General features: G+C 71.4%; 16 protein-coding genes and 4 pseudogenes. 11 read left to right on the forward strand and 9 right to left on the reverse strand.

Annotation, left to right across the window (positions count from 1 at the left end; all coding sequences use genetic code 11):
* Positions 1-57 precede the first annotated feature (57 nt).
* Positions 58-1,854 (reverse strand): malto-oligosyltrehalose trehalohydrolase, encoded by a 1,797-nt coding sequence (gene treZ / locus AB0L71_RS28885; protein ID WP_365248372.1) that lies wholly within the window; start codon positions 1,852-1,854, stop codon positions 58-60.
* Between the two features lie 283 nt (positions 1,855-2,137).
* Here treZ and AB0L71_RS28890 point away from each other — a divergent pair, with 283 nt between their 5' ends.
* Positions 2,138-3,268 carry an alpha-L-fucosidase gene (locus tag AB0L71_RS28890; RefSeq protein ID WP_365248374.1) on the forward strand — a complete coding sequence of 377 codons (1,131 nt, stop codon included), beginning with the start codon at positions 2,138-2,140 and terminating at the stop codon, positions 3,266-3,268.
* 43 nt (positions 3,269-3,311) lie between these two features.
* Here AB0L71_RS28890 and AB0L71_RS28895 read toward each other — a convergent pair whose 3' ends face one another.
* Complete coding sequence (locus AB0L71_RS28895; RefSeq protein ID WP_365248376.1) at positions 3,312-4,265, reverse strand: GNAT family N-acetyltransferase; 954 nt, start codon at positions 4,263-4,265, stop codon at positions 3,312-3,314.
* A 116-nt stretch (positions 4,266-4,381) separates the two neighbouring features.
* Between AB0L71_RS28895 and AB0L71_RS28900 the strand changes: the two are divergent.
* The 5 genes and pseudogenes from AB0L71_RS28900 to AB0L71_RS28920 form a co-directional block, all read left to right on the forward strand.
* A pseudogene (locus AB0L71_RS28900) lies at positions 4,382-4,582 on the forward strand (XRE family transcriptional regulator); the annotation flags it as partial.
* 2 nt (positions 4,583-4,584) lie between these two features.
* A pseudogene (locus tag AB0L71_RS28905) lies at positions 4,585-4,686 on the forward strand (DNA mismatch repair protein MutT); the annotation flags it as partial.
* A gap of 97 nt (positions 4,687-4,783) precedes the next feature.
* Entirely contained in the window at positions 4,784-5,350 is a 567-nt protein-coding gene (locus AB0L71_RS28910; RefSeq protein WP_365248378.1) for a DUF1707 and FHA domain-containing protein, read from the forward strand.
* A gap of 183 nt (positions 5,351-5,533) precedes the next feature.
* Positions 5,534-5,772 (forward strand): annotated as a pseudogene (locus AB0L71_RS28915) (hypothetical protein); the annotation flags it as partial.
* 71 nt (positions 5,773-5,843) lie between these two features.
* Positions 5,844-6,053, forward strand: a complete 210-nt coding sequence (locus AB0L71_RS28920; protein ID WP_365248380.1) for a hypothetical protein — start codon at positions 5,844-5,846, stop codon at positions 6,051-6,053.
* A gap of 148 nt (positions 6,054-6,201) precedes the next feature.
* On the opposite strand, the gene AB0L71_RS28925 is transcribed toward AB0L71_RS28920, so the two are convergent.
* The 3 genes and pseudogenes from AB0L71_RS28925 to lpdA form a co-directional block, all read right to left on the reverse strand.
* Positions 6,202-7,602, reverse strand: coding sequence for a signaling protein (locus AB0L71_RS28925; RefSeq protein WP_365248382.1), 1,401 nt, complete (start codon positions 7,600-7,602; stop codon positions 6,202-6,204).
* Positions 7,603-7,867: 265 nt separating this feature from the next.
* Positions 7,868-7,951, reverse strand: a pseudogene (locus tag AB0L71_RS28930) (IS5/IS1182 family transposase); the annotation flags it as partial.
* Between the two features lie 136 nt (positions 7,952-8,087).
* Positions 8,088-9,521 (reverse strand): dihydrolipoyl dehydrogenase, encoded by a 1,434-nt coding sequence (gene lpdA, locus AB0L71_RS28935; protein ID WP_365248384.1) that lies wholly within the window; start codon positions 9,519-9,521, stop codon positions 8,088-8,090.
* Positions 9,522-9,628: 107 nt separating this feature from the next.
* Here lpdA and AB0L71_RS28940 point away from each other — a divergent pair, with 107 nt between their 5' ends.
* Both AB0L71_RS28940 and AB0L71_RS28945 read left to right on the forward strand, forming a co-directional pair.
* Positions 9,629-10,588: a LysR family transcriptional regulator gene (locus tag AB0L71_RS28940; protein ID WP_365248386.1), complete on the forward strand. Its 960-nt coding sequence runs from the start codon at positions 9,629-9,631 to the stop codon at positions 10,586-10,588.
* A 70-nt stretch (positions 10,589-10,658) separates the two neighbouring features.
* The gene (locus tag AB0L71_RS28945; protein ID WP_365248432.1) at positions 10,659-11,699 is read left to right on the forward strand and encodes a cytochrome P450; all 1,041 of its coding nucleotides are present in this window, start codon (positions 10,659-10,661) and stop codon (positions 11,697-11,699) included.
* Here AB0L71_RS28945 and treY read toward each other — a convergent pair.
* The 3 genes from treY to AB0L71_RS28960 all read right to left on the reverse strand — a co-directional run bounded on the left by treY (position 11,659) and on the right by AB0L71_RS28960 (position 16,869).
* On the reverse strand, positions 11,659-14,055 hold the full coding sequence (treY, locus tag AB0L71_RS28950; RefSeq protein WP_365248388.1) for a malto-oligosyltrehalose synthase: 2,397 nt from the start codon (positions 14,053-14,055) through the stop codon (positions 11,659-11,661). The two genes, AB0L71_RS28945 and treY, sit on opposite strands and share 41 nt — an antisense overlap.
* Before the next feature lie 181 nt (positions 14,056-14,236).
* Entirely contained in the window at positions 14,237-16,405 is a 2,169-nt protein-coding gene (glgX, locus tag AB0L71_RS28955; protein WP_365248390.1) for a glycogen debranching protein GlgX, read from the reverse strand.
* A 197-nt stretch (positions 16,406-16,602) separates the two neighbouring features.
* Positions 16,603-16,869, reverse strand: coding sequence for a hypothetical protein (locus AB0L71_RS28960; protein ID WP_365248392.1), 267 nt, complete (start codon positions 16,867-16,869; stop codon positions 16,603-16,605).
* Between the two features lie 280 nt (positions 16,870-17,149).
* Here AB0L71_RS28960 and AB0L71_RS28965 point away from each other — a divergent pair, with 280 nt between their 5' ends.
* From AB0L71_RS28965 to AB0L71_RS28975, 3 genes are all read left to right on the forward strand, one after another.
* Positions 17,150-18,382: an SAV2148 family HEPN domain-containing protein gene (locus AB0L71_RS28965; RefSeq protein ID WP_365248394.1), complete on the forward strand. Its 1,233-nt coding sequence runs from the start codon at positions 17,150-17,152 to the stop codon at positions 18,380-18,382.
* A 118-nt stretch (positions 18,383-18,500) separates the two neighbouring features.
* A complete protein-coding gene (locus tag AB0L71_RS28970; protein WP_365248396.1) occupies positions 18,501-19,214 on the forward strand; it encodes a 3'-5' exonuclease in 714 nt (237 codons plus the stop codon).
* A 24-nt stretch (positions 19,215-19,238) separates the two neighbouring features.
* Entirely contained in the window at positions 19,239-19,931 is a 693-nt protein-coding gene (locus tag AB0L71_RS28975) for a carbon-nitrogen hydrolase family protein (RefSeq protein ID WP_365248398.1), read from the forward strand.
* A gap of 85 nt (positions 19,932-20,016) precedes the next feature.
* On the opposite strand, the gene AB0L71_RS28980 is transcribed toward AB0L71_RS28975, so the two are convergent.
* Complete coding sequence (locus tag AB0L71_RS28980) at positions 20,017-20,883, reverse strand: aminoglycoside phosphotransferase family protein (protein ID WP_365248400.1); 867 nt, start codon at positions 20,881-20,883, stop codon at positions 20,017-20,019.
* Between the last annotated feature and the right edge of the window lie 79 nt (positions 20,884-20,962).

Below are 20,962 nucleotides of genomic sequence, written 5' to 3' on the forward strand. Positions count from 1 at the left end.
ACGATCTGCGCAGCCCAAGAGCAACTGCTCGAGCTGCGGAGGCCACCCGGTCGGACCTCATTCGTCGGCCAGCACCACGCACGACTCCGGTGGCAGGTGCAGCAGCCCGTCGCTGTCCGGGGCCTGCACCGGCTCCCATGCGGCTACCACCCGGCCCCCGACGCCTCGGTGCCGGCCCGCGCCCAGCGGGATCGCGGCCGGCTTCTCGCCGAGGTTGACCGCGATCCGCAGATCCCCGCGCCGGTACGCCAGCCAGCGTGCCGCCTCGTCGTGGGCGGTACGCACCGACGCCAGATCCGGGTCGGAGAGGTCGGGCAGGGCGTGGCGCAGCGCGATCAGCTCGCGGTACCAGGCGAGCAGGCGGGCGTGCGGTTCCTGCGCCGGTTCGCTCCAGTCCAGGCAGGAGCGGTTCCGGGTGGCCGGGTCCTGCGGGTCGGGGATGTCGTCGACCACCCAGCCGTGCGCCGCGAACTCCCGCCGCCTGCCGTCGCGGACCGCCTCGGCGAGCACCGGATCGGTGTGGTCGGTGAAGAACTGCCACGGGGTGCGGGCGCCCCACTCCTCGCCCATGAAGAGCATCGGTGTGAAGGGCCCGGTCAGTACGAGGGCCGCGGCACAGGCCAGCAGGCCGGGGGAGAGGGTGGCGGACAGCCGGTCGCCCAGGGCCCGGTTGCCGATCTGGTCGTGCGTCTGGGCATAGCCGACGAAGCGGTGGGCGGGGGTGTGGACGACGTCGACGGGACGTCCGTGGGTACGGCCGCGGAAGGTGGAGTACGTGCCGTTGTGGAAGAACGCGCTCGTCACGGTCTTGGCGACGGCGGCCAGCGGAGCGGCGGCGAAGTCCGCGTAATAGCCCTGCGATTCACCGGTCAGCGCGGTGTGCACGGCGTGATGGAAGTCGTCGTTCCACTGGGCGTGCAGGCCAATGCCCCCGGACTCGCGGGGTGTGGTCGTGCGCGGGTCGCAGCGGTCGGACTCGGCGATCAGCGAGAGCGGACGACCGAGTTCCACGGCGAGCGCGTCGGTGGCCGCGGACAGCTCCTCCAGAAAGGTCAGGGCCCGTGTGTCGACCAGGGCGTGGATCGCGTCCAGCCGCAGCCCGTCCAGCCGGTAGTCGCGCAGCCAGGCGAGCGCACTGCCCAGCAGACAGGCCCGCACCTCGTCCGAGCCCGGGGCGTCGAGGTTGACCGCGGCGCCCCACGGCGTGTGGTGGGTCTCGGTGAGATAGGGGCCGAAGGCCGGGAGATGATTGCCGGACGGGCCGAAGTGGTTGTGGACCACGTCCAGGACGACCCCGAGCCCGAGACCGTGCGCCGTGTCGACAAAACGCTTGAGCCCCTCCGGGCCGCCGTACGGCTCGTGCACGGCCCAGAGCGACACCCCCTCGTAACCCCACCCATGGGTACCGGGAAAGGGACAGACCGGCATGAGCGACACATGGGTGATGCCCAGGTCGACCAGGTGGCCGAGCCGCTCCGCCGCGGCGTCGAAGGTGCCCTCCGCGGTGAACGTGCCGATGTGCAGCTCGTACAGGACCGCGACGCCCGGAAGCCCCCGGCCGTCCCAGTCGTGGTGCCAGACGTACGCCGAGTGGTCGACGACGGCGCTCGCGCCGTCGGGACCGTCCGGCTGACGGCGCGAGCGCGGATCGGGCAGCACGGGCCGGCCGGCCCCGCCCTCACCCCCGCTGCCCCCGCCCCCGTTCAGCACGAAGCCGTACCGGTCCCCGTCCGACGCCTCCGCCTCGGCCGTCCACCAACCGCTCCGTCCGGGATCACGCCCCATGGCCAACGGCACACCCTCCAGCCGCAGTTCGACCGAGTCCGCATCCGGCGCCCATACCTCGAACAGCATGCAACCCTCCTCGTCTCCTCGCCCCCGTGCCCCAAGGACGGCATCAGCCGCGACGACTGACCCCGCCACTGGATCGAGCCCGTTCCTGGCGATTAAGGCCTGAACCTGATCACTGCCCCGCCGGGTTCTCCTCGATACGCACATCCGCCATACGTACTTCCGTCACACGCGTTCCCTCCCTACGCGTTCCCCCCACGGAGCGGGCGGCCCGGGGCCGGACCGGCACACCGGAGAAGAGGCCGGGCCTTACGAACGGGCCCCTGCATGATCAATACTTCCCGCCATGGTTGCTTCTTGGTGGTCCCGGGCCCGACTGGGGATCTTCGTGCACTGGACGCCCGCCTCCGTACCGGGCTGGGCCCCGCCGTACGTTCCCGTGGACGAACTTCCCGTGGCGGGCCGCCGCTCGCCGCTCGGCTGGACCTCGTACGCCGAGTGGTACGAGAACGCGCTCCGCTTCCCCGGCAGCCCGGTCTCCGCCCACCACCGCGCGACCTACGGCACCCGCCCGTACACCGCCTTCGGAGGCGACTTCAACGACGCCCTGGACACCTGGGACCCCGCTGCCTGGGCCCGCAGCTTCCGGGCCGCGGGCGCCCGCTACGCCGTCCTCGTCACCAAACACCACGACGGCTTCTGCCTCTGGCCCTCCGAGGTCGCGAACCCACACCGCACCGGATGGCACACCGCCCGCGACGTGGTCGGTGAATTCGCCGAAGCCGTACGGGCCGAGGGACTGCGGTTCGGCGTCTACTACTCCGGCGGCCTCGACTGGACCTTCGACGACCGCCCGATAGGCACCGGCGCGGACACCGTCTCGGCCGTCCCGCGCGGCAGCTATTCCGCGTACGCGGGCGCACAGATGCGGGAACTGATCCGCCGCTACCGCCCCGACATCCTCTGGAACGACATCGCCTGGCCCGGCTCCCGCACCGACATCCAGCGACTCGTCGAGTACTACCGCTTCACCGTGCCGCACGGCGTCGTCAACGACCGGCTCCTCCCGTACGCACCCGTGTGGCGCGCCCTGGGCATCCCCGGCGCCAAGGCCCTGTACAACCGCTGGGAGCGCCGCACCATCGCCCAGGGCGAGGGCTTCGTCCCGCGCAAACCTCCGTACTACGACTTCCGTACGCCCGAGTTCGCCCGCTACACCGGCCCCGACCCGTACGAGATCACCCGGGGCATCGACCACAGCTTCGGCTACAACCGCAACTCCCCGCCCGAGGCGTTCCTCGGCCGGGACGCACTGGAATCACTGGTCCGGGAGACGGCATCCGACGGCGGCAATCTGCTCCTCAACGTGGGCCCGCGCGGAGAGGACGCGGCCATCCCGGCCGAGCAGCAGCTCCGCCTGGACTGGCTGGCGGAACTCACCCCCGACCCCGCACCGGACGGGGGCGGCACCGACTGAGGCGACGGGCCGGTGCGGGCGCGCGGCGGCCGGCCGAGGTACGTCAGTCCCAGACCATGTCGAAGGAGCGCTCGAAGTTCACATAGCCGAGTCGTTCGAAGGACCTGGCCATCGGGACGTTGCCGAGATCGGTCGCGGCCCGGATCCGCACCACGTCGTCCTGCGCGGCCAGCACCCCGGTCCCCTCGGCGAGGATGTCGTCGATGTAGCCGTGACCGCGATGGGCGGGCAGCACACCGAGGTAGGCGATGATCGGGTTGTAGCTGTTGCGGGCCGGGATCACGAAGCCGACCGGTTCACCGTCGGGGAGTTCGGCGATCCGCCACCACTCCCGCGGAGTCGAGTACGTTGCCAGCTCCTCGTCGTAGTGCTTCTCGGCCGACTCGCGCGCGCTGAGCCCGGACGCCAGGTCGGCCCGGCCGTGGGCGTCCAGGGTGCCCTCCATCACCGGAGTCATCAGCGCGAGGAGGTCCTCGCGGTCCGCGACGGGACGGAACCGCAGCCGGCCGCTGCCGGCGGGGACCGGTGTGCCGACGCGCCACTCCAGGCGCAGCCGCTCGACCAGCATCCGTGCGCCGGAGCGCTCCATGACCCGGATCCGGGCCTCGACGACCTCGCGGACCGCCGGGTCCTCGCGCCAGTCGGGCGGCACGAAGCGTCCGTACTCGGGCCGTGGCGCTCCGGCGGGCACGACCGCCGCCGTCGCCGTCTCCAGCAACCGCAGCCCCGTCTCGCCGCGTTCGGGCTCGGGAAGGGTGTCGTCGAGGTCGAAGAAGTCGAGCAGCAGGGGTGTGTCACCGTCCCGGCTCCACCAGGCGATTCGCCCCACCAGCCGCTCGCCCCGCAGCGCCACCCACGTCCACTCCGGACGGCGACGCCCGCTCTCCAGGTCCTCGGCCAGCTCGTGATCGAGCGTGTACGACAGCTGGAGAAAGAGCCCGAGCTCCTCCGGGCCGGCCAGCGGACGGATGGTCAATTCGGATACTGCACGGGTCACAAAGTCTCCTCAGGGCGCACCGGTGGCCGCCTCCGATCGGCGGGCGGGCTGCGGCGGGAGACGGTAGCAAGGTCTTCCCAGCAGCGCTCCGAATTTTCGGCGAGGGCGTTCTGTGCACCCACGGCACCACGCTCTACAACTTCCTCTACCGTGCCGACGACCAGCAACTGGTCAACGCACACGTCTGGGGCGTCAACGCCTGCGCCGCCCCGGTGTGGCATCTTCGCCGTCACCAGGAGGGTGGCATGTTCGACACCTACGCAGAGAGCTTCGATGCGGTGTGGGCGACGGCAATGCCCGTACGAGAGGAAGGCTGACCGTGGCCCGCACCGAGTACTACGACGACCCCACCGCCCCCAGGCCGAACAGCATGGTCGTCGCCGCCTCCGCCGTCGTCACCGACGACCACGGGCGCATCCTTTGACGGTGTCCCTGCCCACACCACGCAGGAGGGGGCGGGAAGCGGGGGAAGCCGGGTTTCCTGGACACCCCGGGCCGTCCGGCCGACAATTGGCCCTGTGACGTCCCCCTTCGAGTCCCACACGTATCCCGCGCGGCTCTCCGACGCCCAGCGCGACCGTGTTCTCGGCGTGCTCAGAGACGGTGCGGCACAGGGAAAGCTGTCGCACGACACCTTCATGCGCCGGATGGAACTGGCCCTCACCGCCCGCCGTTCGGAGGAGTTGGAGGCGCTCACCGCCGACCTGGAGGGCGAGGGCCGCTGGTCGCGGCGGATACTCCGGGTCGTGGGCGGGGTGTCCGGCTTTCCCGGCCGGGTGCGCCGGGTCTGGCAGACCGAACGGCTGCCCAAGCTCCAGCTCCCCGTCCCGAGCCCGCAGCCGCTGCTGATCGGCCGTGATCCGGGCAACGGACTGCGGCTCAACCACGAGACCGTCTCCCGGATCCACGCGGAGCTCATCGTCCGGGGCGGCCACTGGCTGCTGCGCGATCTCGGCTCGACCAACGGCACCTGCGTCAACGGACAACGCGTCATCGGTACCGTCCCGGTCAGGGACGGGGACCAGGTGAGCTTCGGGCAGATGAGCTTCCGGCTCACCGCGCCGGTTCTCGGCCCGCCTGCCTGAGAGGGCGGATGTCTCAGGCGTGCCGACCCGGCCGGGGTGCCGTCGTCACGTTGGATGCACTGTCGCCCGAGTGGGTCTCCTGTCAGGGGCTTTTCAGGGTTGGTCGGGGACCGATCAGGGCCGATCCGGGCGCAGGGCAAAGAGGTCAGGGCCGGGTCAGGGGAAGGGGCTTGTCGCAGCCCCGGTCGGCCCGTCAGCCACGACGCCGACATCTACAGGGCGGGAAACACCGTCGAGCGGCTGATCAACAAGCTCAATTCCGCGGCATCGCCACCCGATACGACAAGACCCCGGACAGGTACCTCGCCGGCTTACTCCTACGCGCCTCAATGATCTGGATCAATGTCCTCACCCTGACGACCCATCGCTCACGACTCGATACGCGCCCTAGGAGGGTTGGCGAACGCCTGGCAGGGCCGTGATCGGCGGGGCTGACCTGCGTCAACGCATCGTGCGGGCTACATCGCCGTGGAGGGGGGGGCGATGGGGGGGCTTGCGGGACCCGATCCGCGTCGCCGGTGGGAGCGCGGTCGGTGGTGGCGTACGGACCGGCGGCGGGAAGGTCGGTGTCAGTGTGGTCGGCGGCACGATGCTCCTCAACTTCCTCCGGTTCAAGACCGGGTCGGCGGTCGTCCGGCCCTGTGCGCGGATCTGCGCACAGGGCCGGAGCTACACGAGAAGCCACCCCTTGACCGCGGTCTGATGGTCACCCCTGGGGGGTGTTTGTTTTCGCCTTGCCTGCCCCCTTGGCCGGGCGGGTTTGTCCGTGGCCGACGCCACACCCGTCCGGCCGGAGTCCAGCGAGCGGGGCGAGTGCTGGAGGGCGGTCCGCGCTCGGAGCCCGCAAGCGTTCAGCTGGTGAAGTAGCCGGCGTCGAGCCCGATCCAGCCGTTGAACCCGCGCTCGTCATAGACGCACAGCGAGCCGTCGGTGAGGACCTCCCAGCGGACGGTGAAGGAACCGGAAACCCCGGCTCCCGTGGTCTGACCGACCATGCCCTGCGTGCGGTTCGGACGGATGTGCGGCGGGAGGACGAGAACCGTCTCACCACTGGTCCAGGGGGTGCCGTTGGTGTGCGCCAGCCGAAGGTGGATGTCGATGCGGTTGCCGAGCTGGCGGTACTGGGGGACGTAGTTGCTGGAGTTGGGGGTGTAGAGGGCGGTGTCGTAGTCCAGAACGGTCCACGGGACGTGATCGCCGGTGCCGTCGGTGGTGCTGGTGATGCCGTAGAGGGCCATTTGGCGCGGTCCTGGTTCTTGTGTGGCGAAGCCGAAGACAAGCTGCGGCCCGTTGGGCGTCGGGCGTACGGCGATGGCTTCGGTCTCGCGGTGGGAAAGGTCGAGGGCGGTGGCGTTGAAAGTCCGCTCGATCATCTTGCCGGTGGTGACGTCATAGACGTTCCACCAGGAATTGCCCGGGCTCGGGTTCGTGGCGCTGCTGTAGGCGCTGCCCTCGTTCTGGTAGACGAGATCCCCGTACAGACACCAGGACTGGGTGCGGTAACAGGCGGGGAATCTGTGCAGCGGGGTGAACGCGCGGCGCTTGAAGGCCTCGAGTTCGTAGACGCGGTACTCCTCGGCGCCGGACGGCCCGTGGCGCACCCCTATCCGGCCGTGGTCGATGTCGAGGGAAGCGGTGACATGGGACGACCCCGGGACGGGATCGAAGACCTCGATCTGGCTGCTTCCCGCATCGACGATGGCGTCGGCGGTGAACGCGACCCGACCGATGCGCTTGCCGTAGGCGAAGCCGCTGTCGACGGGATCCGCGTCGGTCTCCAACCAGAGCCAGGGACGGCCGTCGACGTGCTCGACGCCGAGGCCGGCGCCGTGGCCGACGCCTCTCAGGTACATGACGGCGCGGACTGCGCCCGTGGGAGTGATCTCGTTGATACACAGGTCGCCCCGGCTTTCCCGGGTGGTGCCCGGGACGGCGGCGGGCTCGTCGGCCAGCTGACGACCGTTGCTGATGATCTGCGTCACGTAGGCGAGTTCGGTCACCGGATCAAAGGCGATCTGCTGGTGCACCCTGCTCTGTTCGAGCCGGACCTCCCCGCCGAGCAGATCGACGGGCTCGGCCCTCAGGTCGAACCTGTGCCGCGCGTTCAGGCTCGTGCTGTCTGCCGACTGGCTCTCGGCGGCGAGGCTTGCCGCGAGAGGGATCTGAGGGTCGGCTGCTCGCGGGAGTCCGGCGGAGGCAAGCACTGGTGCCGTGGCCATGGCGGTGAGGACGGTACGGCGAGTCAGTGACATGGCGTCCCGCCTTCGTCGCCCGGTGGCGGCAGCGCGACGGATATGGGCCGCTCCGTGGTGTCGCGGCCGACGGCTCCGGTGAAAGCGGCCACGGTCGCCTTTGACGATCCGCGGCACGGTATTCGGGTGGAACGGTGCTCCATGAGCGTGCAAGCCCCCTTGCGAGATCATCTCCTGTACGGTGCCGTCATCCTCGCACGGCGAGTTGAGGCCGATTGGCATTTTGCAGCGCCTCGTAGGCATCTTGGTGGCCGTTGACCGAGCGGTGCCTCCACGCGGTGATCACCGGCTCGATCAGAACCCACTGCGCGTCGGATAAGTCGCTGGGGTACGGCTTGCGTTCACTCACACCACCGCACCAGCAGATCATCAGCAGCGGACCGGCCGATTCCGCCCGTGCCCACACCATCAGGCGACGAAGAACCCCCCGAAGACTCACGAACCACCCTCTGAGAACTGGCCCCGGGGGCCGGACGGACGCGGCATCAGGACTGCTGGTGCAGACCGCGTCCGGCGAGGGTGAGAAAGACCTCGCCGACCGCCTCGGAGAGCGTCGGATGGGCGTGGAGGTGCGCGGCCACATCGGCCGGTTCGGCCTCCCATCCGACGATCAGTTGGCTCTCGGCGATCATCTCGGAGACGTGCGGACCGACGAGGTGCACGCCCAGCACCCGGCCGTCCCGCTCGGCGACGACCTTCACCATGCCGCCCTGCCCGTGCACCATGCCCTTGGCCACGGCGGTCAGCGGCATGGTGCCGACCGTGACATCGTGCCCGGCGTTACGGGCGTCCGCCTCGGTCAGGCCCACCGCGGCGGTCTGCGGGGACGAGTACGTGACCCGGGGGACGGCGGTGTAGTCCACCGCCCGTGAGGGGAGCCCGGCCAGGACCTCCGCGACCAACATCCCCTCGGCGAAGGACGCGTGGGCCAGCCCCAAGGAGGGCGGCGGCAGCAGATCACCGACCACATGGATGCCGGGCACGGACGTTTCGAGACGGGACCAGTCGGCGGGCGCCACATGGCCGCGGTCGTCCGTGGTCAGGCCGGCCGCCGCGAGCCCGAGCCCGTCCGTCACCGGGGCGCGTCCCACCGCGACGAGCAGCCGCTCGGCCCGCACCGTGCGGGTCTCGCCGCGCGCGGTGCGCACGGTCGCCACGACTTCCTCGTCCAGCACGGCGGCGTCCAACAGCCGGGCCCCCGCCAGCACATCGATGCCCCGCTTCCTCAGACCGCGCGTCAGATGACGCGACACCTCCGCGTCCTCCAGCGGCACGATCCGGTCGGCGGCCTCCACCAGGATGACGTCCGCGCCCATCGACCGGTGGAACGAGGCGTACTCGACACCGATCGCCCCACCCCCCAGCACCAGCACGGACTTCGGCAGCGCCGGCGCGAACAACGCGTCGTCACTGGTGACGACACGGTGCCCGTCGGGCGTCAGGCCGGGCAGCACGCGCGGCCGGGACCCGGTCGCGAGGACGATGCCGCGGCGCGCGACAACCTCGCCGTACCCGGTGACACGTGCGCTGCGTGGACCGGTCAACTCCGCATCCCCGTACACCACGTCAACCCCGGCGTGCGTGAGGTGACCCACCACGCCCCGGTGGTTGCGGCCCACGATGTCGTCCCGGGTGGCGACCAGCGCCGGCCAGTCCACCGAGTCCAGGGTCGCCTTCACTCCCCAGCGCTCCCGGGCCTCCGCGATGCCGTCCACGAGTTCGGCGGCGTGCAGCATCGCCTTGCTCGGGATGCAGCCACGGTGCAGACAGGTGCCGCCGACCTTGTCGCGCTCCGCGAGCACCACCTTCAGACCGAGGGCCGCGGCCCGGAGAGCGGTGGAGTACCCGCCGGTACCACCACCGATCACCAGTACGTCGGTCTCGGTGCGGTTGTCGTCGATCGTCTCTGGCTGCGTCATGGCCCCAGCCTCCGCCCGGCCTTGCCATGAGTCCAAGGCAATGTTTCTGTGGAACCGATGCACAACGTTTATGGCAATGTTCATGGCAGTGGCCGGGGAAGGGTGCGATGAGCCTGCGGCAGATGGAGTACTTCGTCACGGTCGCCCAGGAGGCGTCCTTCACCCGGGCCGCCGAACTCCTCCATGTCACCCAGCCCGCGCTCTCCCACCAGATCAAGGCCCTGGAGAAAAGCGTCGGTGGCGCCCTGCTGGAACGGCTGCCGCGAGGCGTCCGCCTGACCCCGATGGGCCGCGCGTTCCTGCCGCACGCCGAGCGGTCGGTGCGCAGCGCCGCCCAGGCGCGCCGCGCGGCCAGGGCGGCGGCGGGCGCGGAGGGCGGCGAGCTGCACATCGCGACGGTGCACGCGGTGGCCGTCGGCATCCTCCCGGACGTCTTCGCCCGCTGGCGCCGGGAACACCCCGGGGTCGGGCTCGTCCTCCACGAGTACGCCACCGTGGAGGCCCTGGCGGACCGGATCGAACGCGGCACCGCCGACCTGGCCGTCGGCCCGCCGCCCGCGCACTGGCCGGGGCCCGTCGTCCCGGTCGGTGAGGAGGAGATCGTCCTCGTGGTCCCGTTCGACGACCCGCTCGCCGGACGCACCTCCGTCCGCCTCCAGGAACTGGCCGACCGGCCCTGGGTGCGCTGCGCGATGGAGCCCGTCGTCCAAGGTCAGGCGTTCCTCGACTGGGCCTGCGGACGGGCCGGCTTCACACCCCTTACCGCGGTGCGCACCGAACACACCTCGACAGCCGTACGGATGGCGGCAGCCGGAGTCGGAGTCGCCACGGCCCCCGCGCACGTCGTACGGGGAGCGGTGGGGGAGGACTGCGCGGTGCTCACCGTCGATCCGCCGTGGCGGCGGCAACTGGCCGTCTTCTCCCGCGTCGAGCTCACCGGGGCCGCCGCCGCGTTCACGGAGCTGCTCGCAGACTCCCGACCGCTCCACCCGGGCTCGCCCACGGACCGGGAACCCGCCCGGCGCGCCGCGCAACATCACCCGGATGGCCGTACTCCGACTGCGTGACGCCGCCATCGGTGATCAGCTGGTCTGGACCGCGCCGGGCACCGGCGCCCTGAGGCCCCGGGGGGTAGCGATGCAGATCGAAGCGTCGGAGGACATACCCGGACCGGACCTCGGCCGACGGGCGGTGCGCGGAGCGCGCCCCGGCACCGGTCCCAGCCTCCTCGCCCCCGGCGCCGCGCGCGACCCGTACCGGCTCTACCGCATCCTGCGCGAGGAGTACCCGCTGAGCTACGACGCCCCGCTGGGCGCCTGGCTGGTCAGCCGGTACGCCGACGTGACCATGGCCCTGAGTGACCCCCGCTTCACCGGGTTCCCGCACGACAACGCGCCCCGCGGAGCGCCCGCGCCCCTCGGGCTCTGCCACGGCAGCATCCACCGCGCGCCGTCCGGCAAGCGACGCCGGAACCTCTACGGAGTGGTGCCGCGTCACACCGCCGAGCGGGTCGAGCGGGCCGCCTATGTACTCGCGCGCCGTATCGCGGGCCGTCAACAGGCGGACCTGGTGGCGGAGTTCTGCCGCTGGCTGCCCGCGGGCTCCACAGCCGACGCGACCGCCGGCCCCTACCCGGCCACCGATGCGTCCCCGACCCGGCCACCTCGTACCGTCGCGGACCTCGCCTCGCCCTGCACCCGGCACACGGGCCTGCGCGAGACCGCGCTCGCCTCCTTCCTCGCCAACCTGCTGGACGCCCCCGACCTCCTCGTCGCTCTGCGCAGCGAACCCGCCCTGGTCGCCTCGGCCTGGACGGAGTCGCTGCGCCGCGACCCGCCCGTCCAGGTCGTGCTGCGCCGTACCGTCACCGAGGTCGCCCTCAGCGGGGGCACGCTGCCCGCCGGGGCGAGCGTCGCCTGTCTGATCGGCTCGGCGGGCCGCGACCCGGAACGGTTCTCCGCCCCCGACCACTTCGACCCCTTCCGCCGCGACCAGGACCAGTCCCTCACCGGACCGGTGGGCTGCCCGGCCGTCGTGCTCGGCTGTCTGGAGGCCCAGCAGGGCGTGCGCGCCCTGCTGGACGCGATGCCCAAGCTCCGCTGGGCGGACGGATTCCGCCCGGTCGGCACCGGGCTGCTCACGCGCGGTCCGCGGACCCTGATCGTCCGGCCCGGCTGAGCAGCGCCACCGGACGCTCGGCGAAGAGATCTGCGAGCGCGACCCCGGGACCGGTGAACGTCCGGCCGGGCGACAGCAGATCGGCCCATGGCCCGTCGTCCGGAAGTGTCAGCTCCGTCCCGCGCCAGCCGCCCGAGTCGGCCAGCCGCAGCGACAGCCTGGTCACCACGGTGACCACCTCGCCCGCGCGGCAGAACGCCAGGCAGTGCGCGGCCGCCGGGCCGCGGGCGCTCAGCGGGGCGTACGTCCCCGGCGCGCCGAACACCTCCGGCCGCTCGCGCCGCACCCGTAGCGCCGCCGCGGTGAGCCGCGCTTTCTCGCCCGGGGGCAGGTCCTCGGACGGGACACGGAACGGCCGCCGGTTGTCCGGGTCCACCAGCGCCACGTACTCCCGCTCCGTGCCCTGGTACAGATCCGGTACGCCCGGCATCGTCAGCTGCACCAGCGCCGCGCCGAGCACATTGGCCCGTACGTACGGGTCGATGCCGGCCGCGAACCGTTCCAGCGCCTCGCGCACCGGGCCGTTGTCGGCGGCCGGTCCCGCGGCCACGAAGCCCGTCACCGCCCGTTCGTACGCCGGATCGGGCTCGGTCCAGGTGGTGCGGAGCCCCGACTCGCGGACCGCTTTCAGCAGTGCGGGCTCCAGCCGTCCCGCCGCCTCCCGGACCGGCAGCGTCGCGCAGCCCACCGCCGTCTGCCAGGCCTGCCAGGCGAGCTGCGGATCGGGCGCCGCGGCCGGCGTCGCCCGCCCCAGTTCGGCCAGCAGTCCGGACCACTGCTCCGGACACTCGGTCAGCACCGCGATCCGGGCCCGCACATCGGCACTCCGCTTGGTGTCGTGCGTCGTCAGCACCGTGCCGGTGGCCGGCCAGTCGCACGCCAGCCGGTCGGCGAACGCATGGAACTCCTCCGGTGTCACCCCCGGCCGTCCGGGAACGCCGCCCACCTCGTTCGCCGAGATCAGCGGCACGTATCGGTAGAACGCCGTGTCCTCGACCGACTTGGCGCGCAGCGCCGATGCGGTCTGGGCGAACCGGGCACAGAACGCCGCCCGGTCCGGCCCCGCGCCGAGCAGGCCCAGCGCCAGGTCCCGCACCACATCGACGGCCGACGCCTCCTGCGCGACGGAGTACACCGCCTTTGCGTCCCGGACCGCGGCATCCGACAACGCCGCCCGGGCCGCCTGCGTGCAGGGCCCGCCGGCCGTCGTGTAGGGGCGGTAGACGGGGACGCGTACGAGCAGTTCGCGTACGGCGGTGTGCAGGGCCCACGGCGCGTGGTCGCGCAGGGCAGGGTCCTGGGCGCAGATGCGGTCGGCGAGCCGGGTCAGCAGCGCGGTCTCGGCGGCCAGCTCGTGTGTCACCACCCGGTACGCGGCCCGGCGGACGGTCGACTTCCAGTCACCCCCGAGGTCCCCGGCCGGCTCCGCGTACTCCCGGTAGTGGCCGACCAGTTCCGCCGCGCCCATCGGATCGACGAAGAGGCCGTCGATCCGGTGCAGTGCGTCGTATCCCGTCGTCCCCGCGACCGGCCAGTCGGCGGGCAGCGGTTCGTCACGGCCGAGGATCTTCTCCACGACGGTCCACCGCCCCCTGGTCGCCGCCGAGAGCCGATCCAGATAGGCCGTCGGATCGGCGAGTCCGTCGGGGTGGTCGATGCGCAGCCCGTCGACGACCCCGTCCCGGACCAGTTCGAGGATCTTGCCGTGGGTGGCGGTGAACACCTCGGGGTCCTCCGTCCGCACCCCGATGAGGTCCGAGATGGTGAAGAACCGCCGGTAGTTCAGTTCGGTGCGGGCCAGCCGCCACCAGGCGAGCCGGTAGTGCTGGGCGTCCAGCAGTTCGGGCAGCGGCAGACGGGCGGTGCCCGTCCGGAGCGGGAACTCCTGCTCGCCGTAGCGCAGCACCTCGCCGTCGACCCGGAGGCGCGCGATCTCCTCGCCGATCGGCCCGGCCAGCACCGGCAGCAGGACCTTGCCGTCGCCCGCCGCCCAGTCGATGTCGAACCAGCGGGCACGGGGGGACCCGGGGCCCTCGCGCAGCACCTCCCGCAGCGCGGGGTTGTGGCGGGGGTCGGCGGCCATGTGGTTCGGCACGATGTCCACGATCAGCCCGAGACCGTGCTCACGCGCCGTGCGGGCCAGGTCCCGCAGTCCCTCCTCACCGCCGAGCTCCGCACGCACCCGGCCGGGGTCGACGACGTCGTAGCCGTGCCGAGAGCCGGGCACCGCCTCCAGCACCGGGGACAGGTGCAGATGGGAGACGCCGAGCGCGGCGAGATACGGCACGGCGTGCGCGGCGGCCGAGAACGGGAAGTCCGGCTGGAGCTGGAGCCGGTAGGTGGCGGTGGGCGTCATGCGCCGTTACGTACCCATCCCGCGAGCTGCTGTGTCATCGGACGAAGCAAACGGCTCGACCGGCGGTGTCGTCGTCGGTCGCCCTGCACCGAGCCGGGCCGAGGGGCCCCGCTCGAGGACTCTGCCCGGGCCGGGGGAGCGACGGACCGCGGCGGCTCCCTGCAGCGGCCCGCGCCGGACGCTACCCGGGCCGCTGCAGCACCGCCATGCTCCGGCCGACCAGCTTCACCCGTTCGCCCGCCGACACCTTCGGCCCCGAACCGGGCAGGACCCCGGCCGGGCGTGCCGTGTCGACCACCACCATCCACTGCCGGCCGTGGTTCACCGGGACGGAGAAGTTCAGCGTGTCCTCGCTCGCGTTGAACATCAGCAGGAACGAGTCGTCGAAGATGCGTTCCCCGCGTGGCCCCGGTTCCGAGATCGCATGGCCGTTGAGGAAGACCGTGAGCGCCTTGGCATGCGCCGCCTGCCAGTCCCGTTGTCTCATCTCGTCGCCGTCGGGCGTGAACCACGCGATGTCCGAGAGCTCGTCGTGCGTGCCCTGGACCGGGCGGCCGTGGAAGAACCGGCGGCGCCGGAAGACCGGATGGTCGCGGCGCAGCCACACCATGGCCCGGGTGAACTCCAGCAGACTGCTCCGGCGACCGCCTTCGTCCGCCGGATCCACCTCGTCCGCGGCGTCCGCCCTGCCCTTGGCGGCGGGGTCGGGCCAGTGCACCCACGACAGCTCGTTGTCCTGGCAGTACCCGTTGTTGTTGCCCCGTTGCGTGCGTGCGAACTCGTCGCCGTGACTCAGTATCGGCACGCCCTGCGACACCATCAGGGTGGCGATGAAGTTCCGCATCTGGCGTTCGCGCAGTTCCAGGATGTCCGGCTGGCCGGTCTCGCCCTCCGCGCCGCAGTTCCAGGACCGGTTGTGGCTCTCGCCGTCCCGGTTGCCCTCGCCGTTCGCCTCGTTGTGCTTGTCGTTGTATGAGACCAGGTCGTGCAGGGTGAAACCGTCGTGGCAGGTGGTGAAGTTGATGGAGGCGAGCGGCCGCCGTCCGTCGTCCTGGTAGAGGTCCGACGAACCGGTGAGCCGCCCCGCGAACTCGGCGAGGGTCCGTGGCTCGCCCCGCCACAGGTCCCGCACGGTGTCCCGGTACTTTCCGTTCCACTCGGTCCACAGCGGCGGGAAGTTCCCCACCTGGTAACCGCCCTCGCCCACGTCCCACGGCTCGGCGATCAGCTTCACCTGGCTGACGACCGGGTCCTGCTGCACCAGGTCGAAGAACGACGACAGCCGGTCCACCTCGTGGAACTGCCGGGCCAGGGTGGCCGCCAGATCGAAGCGGAAGCCGTCCACATGCATCTCCGTGACCCAGTACCGCAGCGAGTCCATGATCAGCTGGAGTACGTGCGGCGACCGCATGAGCAGGGAGTTGCCGGTGCCCGTGGTGTCCATGTAGTAGCGCTGGTCGTCGGCGAGCCGGTAGTACGAGGCGTTGTCCAGCCCCCGGAAGGAGAGCGTCGGACCCAGGTGACTGCCTTCCGCGGTGTGGTTGTAGACCACGTCGAGGATCACCTCGATCCCCGCCTGGTGCAGCGCACGCACCACCTGCTTGAACTCCAGCACCTGCTCGCCGCGGTCCCCCCAGGAGGCGTAGGCGTTGTGCGGGGCGAAGAACCCGATGGTGTTGTAACCCCAGTAGTTGGCGAGCCCGGCGTCCACCAGACGGTGGTCCTGGACGAACTGGTGAACCGGCATCAGTTCGATGGCCGTGACACCCAGTTCGGTCAGATGGGCGATCACCTCCGGATGGGCCAGCCCCGCGTAGGTGCCGCGCATCTCCTTCGGGAGCCCCGGATGGAGCATCGTCAGACCCTTCACATGGGCCTCGTAGATCACCGTGCGGTGGTAGTCCGTACGGGGGCGCCGGTCGTCGCCCCAGTCGAAGTACGGGTTGACCACAACCGAGGACATGGTGTGCGGCGCCGAGTCGAGATCGTTGCGCGCGTCGGGCCGTCCGAACGGGTAGCCGTACACCGCCTCGCCCCACCGGACCTGCCCGGACACGGCCCTGGCGTACGGATCGAGGAGCAGTTTCGCCGAATTGCAGCGGACCCCGCGCTCCGGTTCGTACGGCCCGTGCACCCGGAATCCGTACCGCTGGCCGGGCATCACCCCGGGCAGATAGGCGTGACGGACGAAGGCATCGGTCTCTCTCAGCTCCACCGCCGTCTCGGAACCGTCGTCGTGCAGCAGGCACAACTCGATTCGGTGGGCGGCCTCCGAGAAGACCGCGAAATTGGTTCCGGCGCCGTCGTACGTGGCGCCGAGCGGATACGCCTGTCCCGGCCAGACCTGCATGGGTTGACCTTTCCACTTCTGATCCGGGTGCCTGGGGCTTGCGGGCTGCTTGTGCCAGATCTTCCCCGAAAGAAGTGCGGCTACCTAGGACGTCGGGCGGTCCGAAATGTGCGGGTTCGCGAAACTCTGTCCCTGGACGGCGCGGAACCCGCATGCGACACCGTGGGTGCGTGCGGGCTTGCCGGGCCTGCGGGCGGTCAGGGGCGCAGCAGCACCTTCAGCCGGCGGCGCTCGTCCATCGCCCGGTAGGCGTCGGCCACCCGGTCGAGGACGACCTCGGCGTCGAAGACCCTGACCGGGGCGATGCGGCCTTCCAGTGCATCGGGGATGGCCTGTTCGATGTAGGCGCGTACTGGGGCCGGCCCGCCGGTCGGGCCGGCGTTCTTGCCGGAGACCGCGCGGCAGTCGATCTCGGGCCACGTCGCCTGCGGCAGCGCGGATGTCCTCGCTGACCCCCGGCGCATCTCCGGCTCGGGTCACCGGGTCAACATCGGGCCCCTCCGTGTCGCCGGAGCCGGGATCGGGGGGCCCGGACCGGGCGGGGGCCGGTCACGGGCCCGGAGCAGGGTCCTGAATGGGGTGCTTAATCCCTATGAATCCACTCACGAGGGAAATCTTGTCGCCTGGAACGCGCCTACCTCATAACGGAGTTGAGGGAGCAGCCTGTGCAAGCGGCTGCACCGGATCCCGCTTGCGGAGTACGCTTCCTTGATCATTGGTGGGGGAGTGGAAGGCGGTGCGTGGGTGAGCTCGGGAGGGTTCGAGCTGCCTCCGGGTGACACAGGTCACGAGGGGGACTCAACCGATCCCCCGCCCGGGGCGGTCTCGCTTGCGCAGCCCATGGAGATCGGCGCGGAACTGGACTGGGGAGCGGACGCCTGGAGCGAGGTGCGCACGCGCGCCCAGCGGGCCGGCCGTGCCTATATCTGGCTGAATCTCGTGGAGCAGCGTCTGCGTGCCGTGGTCGCCGCGGTGCTCCGGCCCATCTACGGGCCGGTCCACGGCGAGGACTGGGTGGTGGCCGCCGCCGGACCGGCGGGGCAGGAGTGGGTGCAGCGCGCCGTCGCGGTGCGCGAGGTCTCCCGCCGCAAGGGCTATCTGCTGGACCCGGCCGACGACAACGTTCTCAGTTTCCTCACGCTTCCACAGCTGCGCGAGCTGATGGTCCAGCACTGGCCGTGCTTCGAGCCGTACTTCGACGACCGGCGCGAGGTCGAGCTGGCGCTCGACGAACTCGAGGTCTCCCGCAATGTGGTCTCCCGCAACCGCGCCCTGAACAAGGCGGTCCTCGCTCAGGCGGAGCGTGCCTCGGCCCGGCTGCTGGAGATCCTGGGCAGCGGTGCCGCGGTCCCGTCGGCCGACCGGCTTCCGGTCGACGCCGTCGAGGAGCTGGTCGGCGACCGGTACGCGGACGTGGTCTCCATCCACGCCGACCGGGTACGGCTCCAGCGCCAGCTGCCCGCCGAGGACCTCTTCGGCGGTGCGCGCCGTCTCGACGCCATCGGCATAGGGCTCAACCTGCTGGTGCAGAACTACTCCGGCCGCAGACTCATCCGGCTCGCCGAGTCCGGCTGCCGGGTCCGGCTGCTGTTCATCAACCCCGCGAGCAGCGCGGTCAAGCGCCGGGAGCGGGAGCTGGGCCTCAAGAAGGGTGAACTGAGCCGGTCGGTGGAGATGAACATCCTCCATATGCGCCGGGTCCGCTCCAGGCTCCGCGACCCGGGTGCCTTCGAGATCCATGTCTTCGACGAGACGCCGCGCTTCACGGCCTATCTGGTGGACGGCGACGGGACGGACGCGGTCGGGGTCGTCCAGCCGTATCTGCGGCGTGCACGCGGGATGGAGGCCCCCGTTCTGGTGCTCCGGGGCGGCGGGCGCGCGGTGGTCCGGGCGGGGCAGGAGAACGAGCACGGGCTCTTCGCGACGTACCGCGAGGAGTTCGAGTCCGTGTGGACGGACTCACGGCCCGTCTCCTGAGGGACCGTCCGCGGGGGCCTGTACGCAGGGCGCTTCCCGGGATGCTGACCGTTCGTTGTCAGTGGTGCGTGCGAAGGTGGTCAGCACCTGGGGGAGAGCACCACGAAGGAGGTATGGGATGAGCTGGCACCGGGAGGCGCTGGTCGGCTTCGACCTGGAGACCACGGGCACGGACATCGAGACCGACCGGATCGTCACCGCGGCGGTGGTGGCGGTGGACCCGGACGGGCGGCTTCCGGCCCCGCGTACATGGCTGCTCGACCCGGGGGTGAAGATCCCGCAGCAGGCTTCGGCCATCCACGGCATCACCACCGAGCACGCCCGCGCGCACGGAACACCGGCGGCCCCCGCGATCGAGGAGATCACCTCCACCGTGGCCGAGGTGCTGAACTCGGGGTCTCCGCTGGTGGTGATGAACGCGCGGTACGACCTGTCGCTCCTCGACCGTGAGTGCCGGCGGCACGGGATAAGGCCACTGAGCGACCGGTTGCACGGAACGGCATCGCCGGTCATCGACCCCTTGGTCCTGGACAAGCACGTGGACCGGTACCGGAAGGGGCCGCGGAATCTTCAGGCTCTCTGCGCACACTACGGCGTGCCGCTCGATCACGCGCACAACGCCGTCGCGGACGCGGTGGCCGCGGCACGCGCGGCGCGGTCCATGGGGGACAAGCACGCGGTCATAGGCACGTTGGCGCCGGCGGATCTGTACGACCTCCAGGTACGGGCGGCAGCGGAGCAGGCCGCGTCGCTGCAGAAGTACCTGCGGCGTACCTCCGACCCGAAGGCCACGGTCGAGTCGGCCTGGCCCGTCATCCCCTACGCCGGCTGAGGGGTGGATCGAGTGGAGCAGTCGTTGAGCATCGCGGTGGCGCAGCCGAGGTGCGTGGCTCACGACGTCGCGGCCAACGCAAAGGCGCACGCGGAAGCGGTTCGGGCCGCGGATGCGCGGGTGGTGGTGTTCCCCGAGATGTCGCTGACGGGATACGAACTGGACGCGGCGCCGGTCGCCCCCGACGACGATCGGCTGGCTCCGATCGTGGCCGCGTGCGCCGAGACCGGGACGCTCGCGCTGGTCGGCGCGCCTGTGCCGGGTCCGCACATCGGCATCCTGGCCGTGGACGGAGGCGCCGTGCGCATGGCCTATGGCAAGGTCCATCTGCACGGCAGCAGCGAGGCCGTCCGTTTCCTGCCCGGCGAGCCCGCCGTGATCGACGTGGACGGGTGGCGGCTGGGGCTCGCGGTCTGCCGGGACACGGGTGTCCCCGAGCATGCCGCGCAGACGGCCGCGATGGGCATCGACGGCTATGTGGCCGGGGTCGTCCACGCCGACCACGAGACCGGGCTCCACGGAGAGCGCGCCCGCCGGGTCGCCGCCGACCACGGTGTGTGGGTCGCCACGGCGGCCTTCGCGGGGCCGACCGGTGGCGGCTTCGCCCGCACGTCCGGCCACTCGGGCATCTGGTCCGCGGACGGGGGACTGGTCGCCGAGGCGGGCGACGCCCCCGATGACGTTGCGCGGGCGGTCTTCACCAAGCGGTGTCCGTGACTGCCGATCCGCTCCGAACGGGCGGCAGGCCTGCGGCTGGTGCGATGCCGATGGGTGAAGCCGGAAGCCTCAGCCGTGACCGGCTCTAGAACGGATACCACCGCACCGCGGCATCCCCCTCGCGCAGTGATGCCACCCGGCGGCGGAACTCCGCGAGCGCCTTCGGGTTGGTCGGCGCATGCTGGGACACCCACGCACAGCTGGCCGTCTCGCGCGCCCCGCGCAGCACCGCGCAGCCGTCCCACTCGCGCACGTCCCAGCCGTACGCGGCGGTGAAGGCGTCGTAGGCCTCGGCCGGGAGGCCGTAGCGGTCCCGGGACAACGCGAGGACCACCAGGTCGTGTTCGCGCAGATCCGCGGAGAAGGTCTCCAGGTCGACCAGCACCGGTCCGTCCGGGCCGACATGGACATTGCGGGGGAGGGCATCGCCATGGATCGGTCCCGGCGGGAGGTGGGGCACCAGCGCGGCGGCTGCCGACGCGAAGCCGTCGCGGCGCTCACGCAGGTAGTCGGCGTCGGCCGGGTCGATCGCCTCGCCCGCGAGCCGCAGCCAGCGTTCGACCCCGCCCAGCAGCTCACGGCGCGGCAGGGTGAAACCCTCCGGTGCGGGCAGGGCGTGGACCAGGGTGAGCAGCCGCGCCAGATCCTGCGGCTCGGCCGGGCGTACGGCGTCCGGCAGCCGGTGCCAGAGGGTCACGGGGTGGCCCTCCACCAGCCGCGCCGAGGGCTCGGCCGCCCGCACGGCGGGGACACCGGAGGCGGCCAGCCACTGGGCGACGGCCACCTCGCGCTCGGCCCGGTCCCGGAGCTCCGGGTTCCGTACGGCGTTCCGGCCGACCTTGACCACCAGGTCGTCCACGGCGAACACCGCGTTCTCGCCCAGCGCGATCAGCTCCGCACTGCCAGAGAGTCCGGCAGCGGTCAGTACCTCGCGCGCACGCATCTCGTTCATGGTCCGATTTTCGCATCAGTGCAGGCAGTGCAGGCCACGGTGCGGACAGTGCAGGCCACCTTGACGAACCGATGGACCG

Source organism: Streptomyces sp. NPDC052052 (genome assembly GCF_040680455.1).
In the GTDB taxonomy this organism is placed as follows: Bacteria; Actinomycetota; Actinomycetes; order Streptomycetales; family Streptomycetaceae; genus Streptomyces.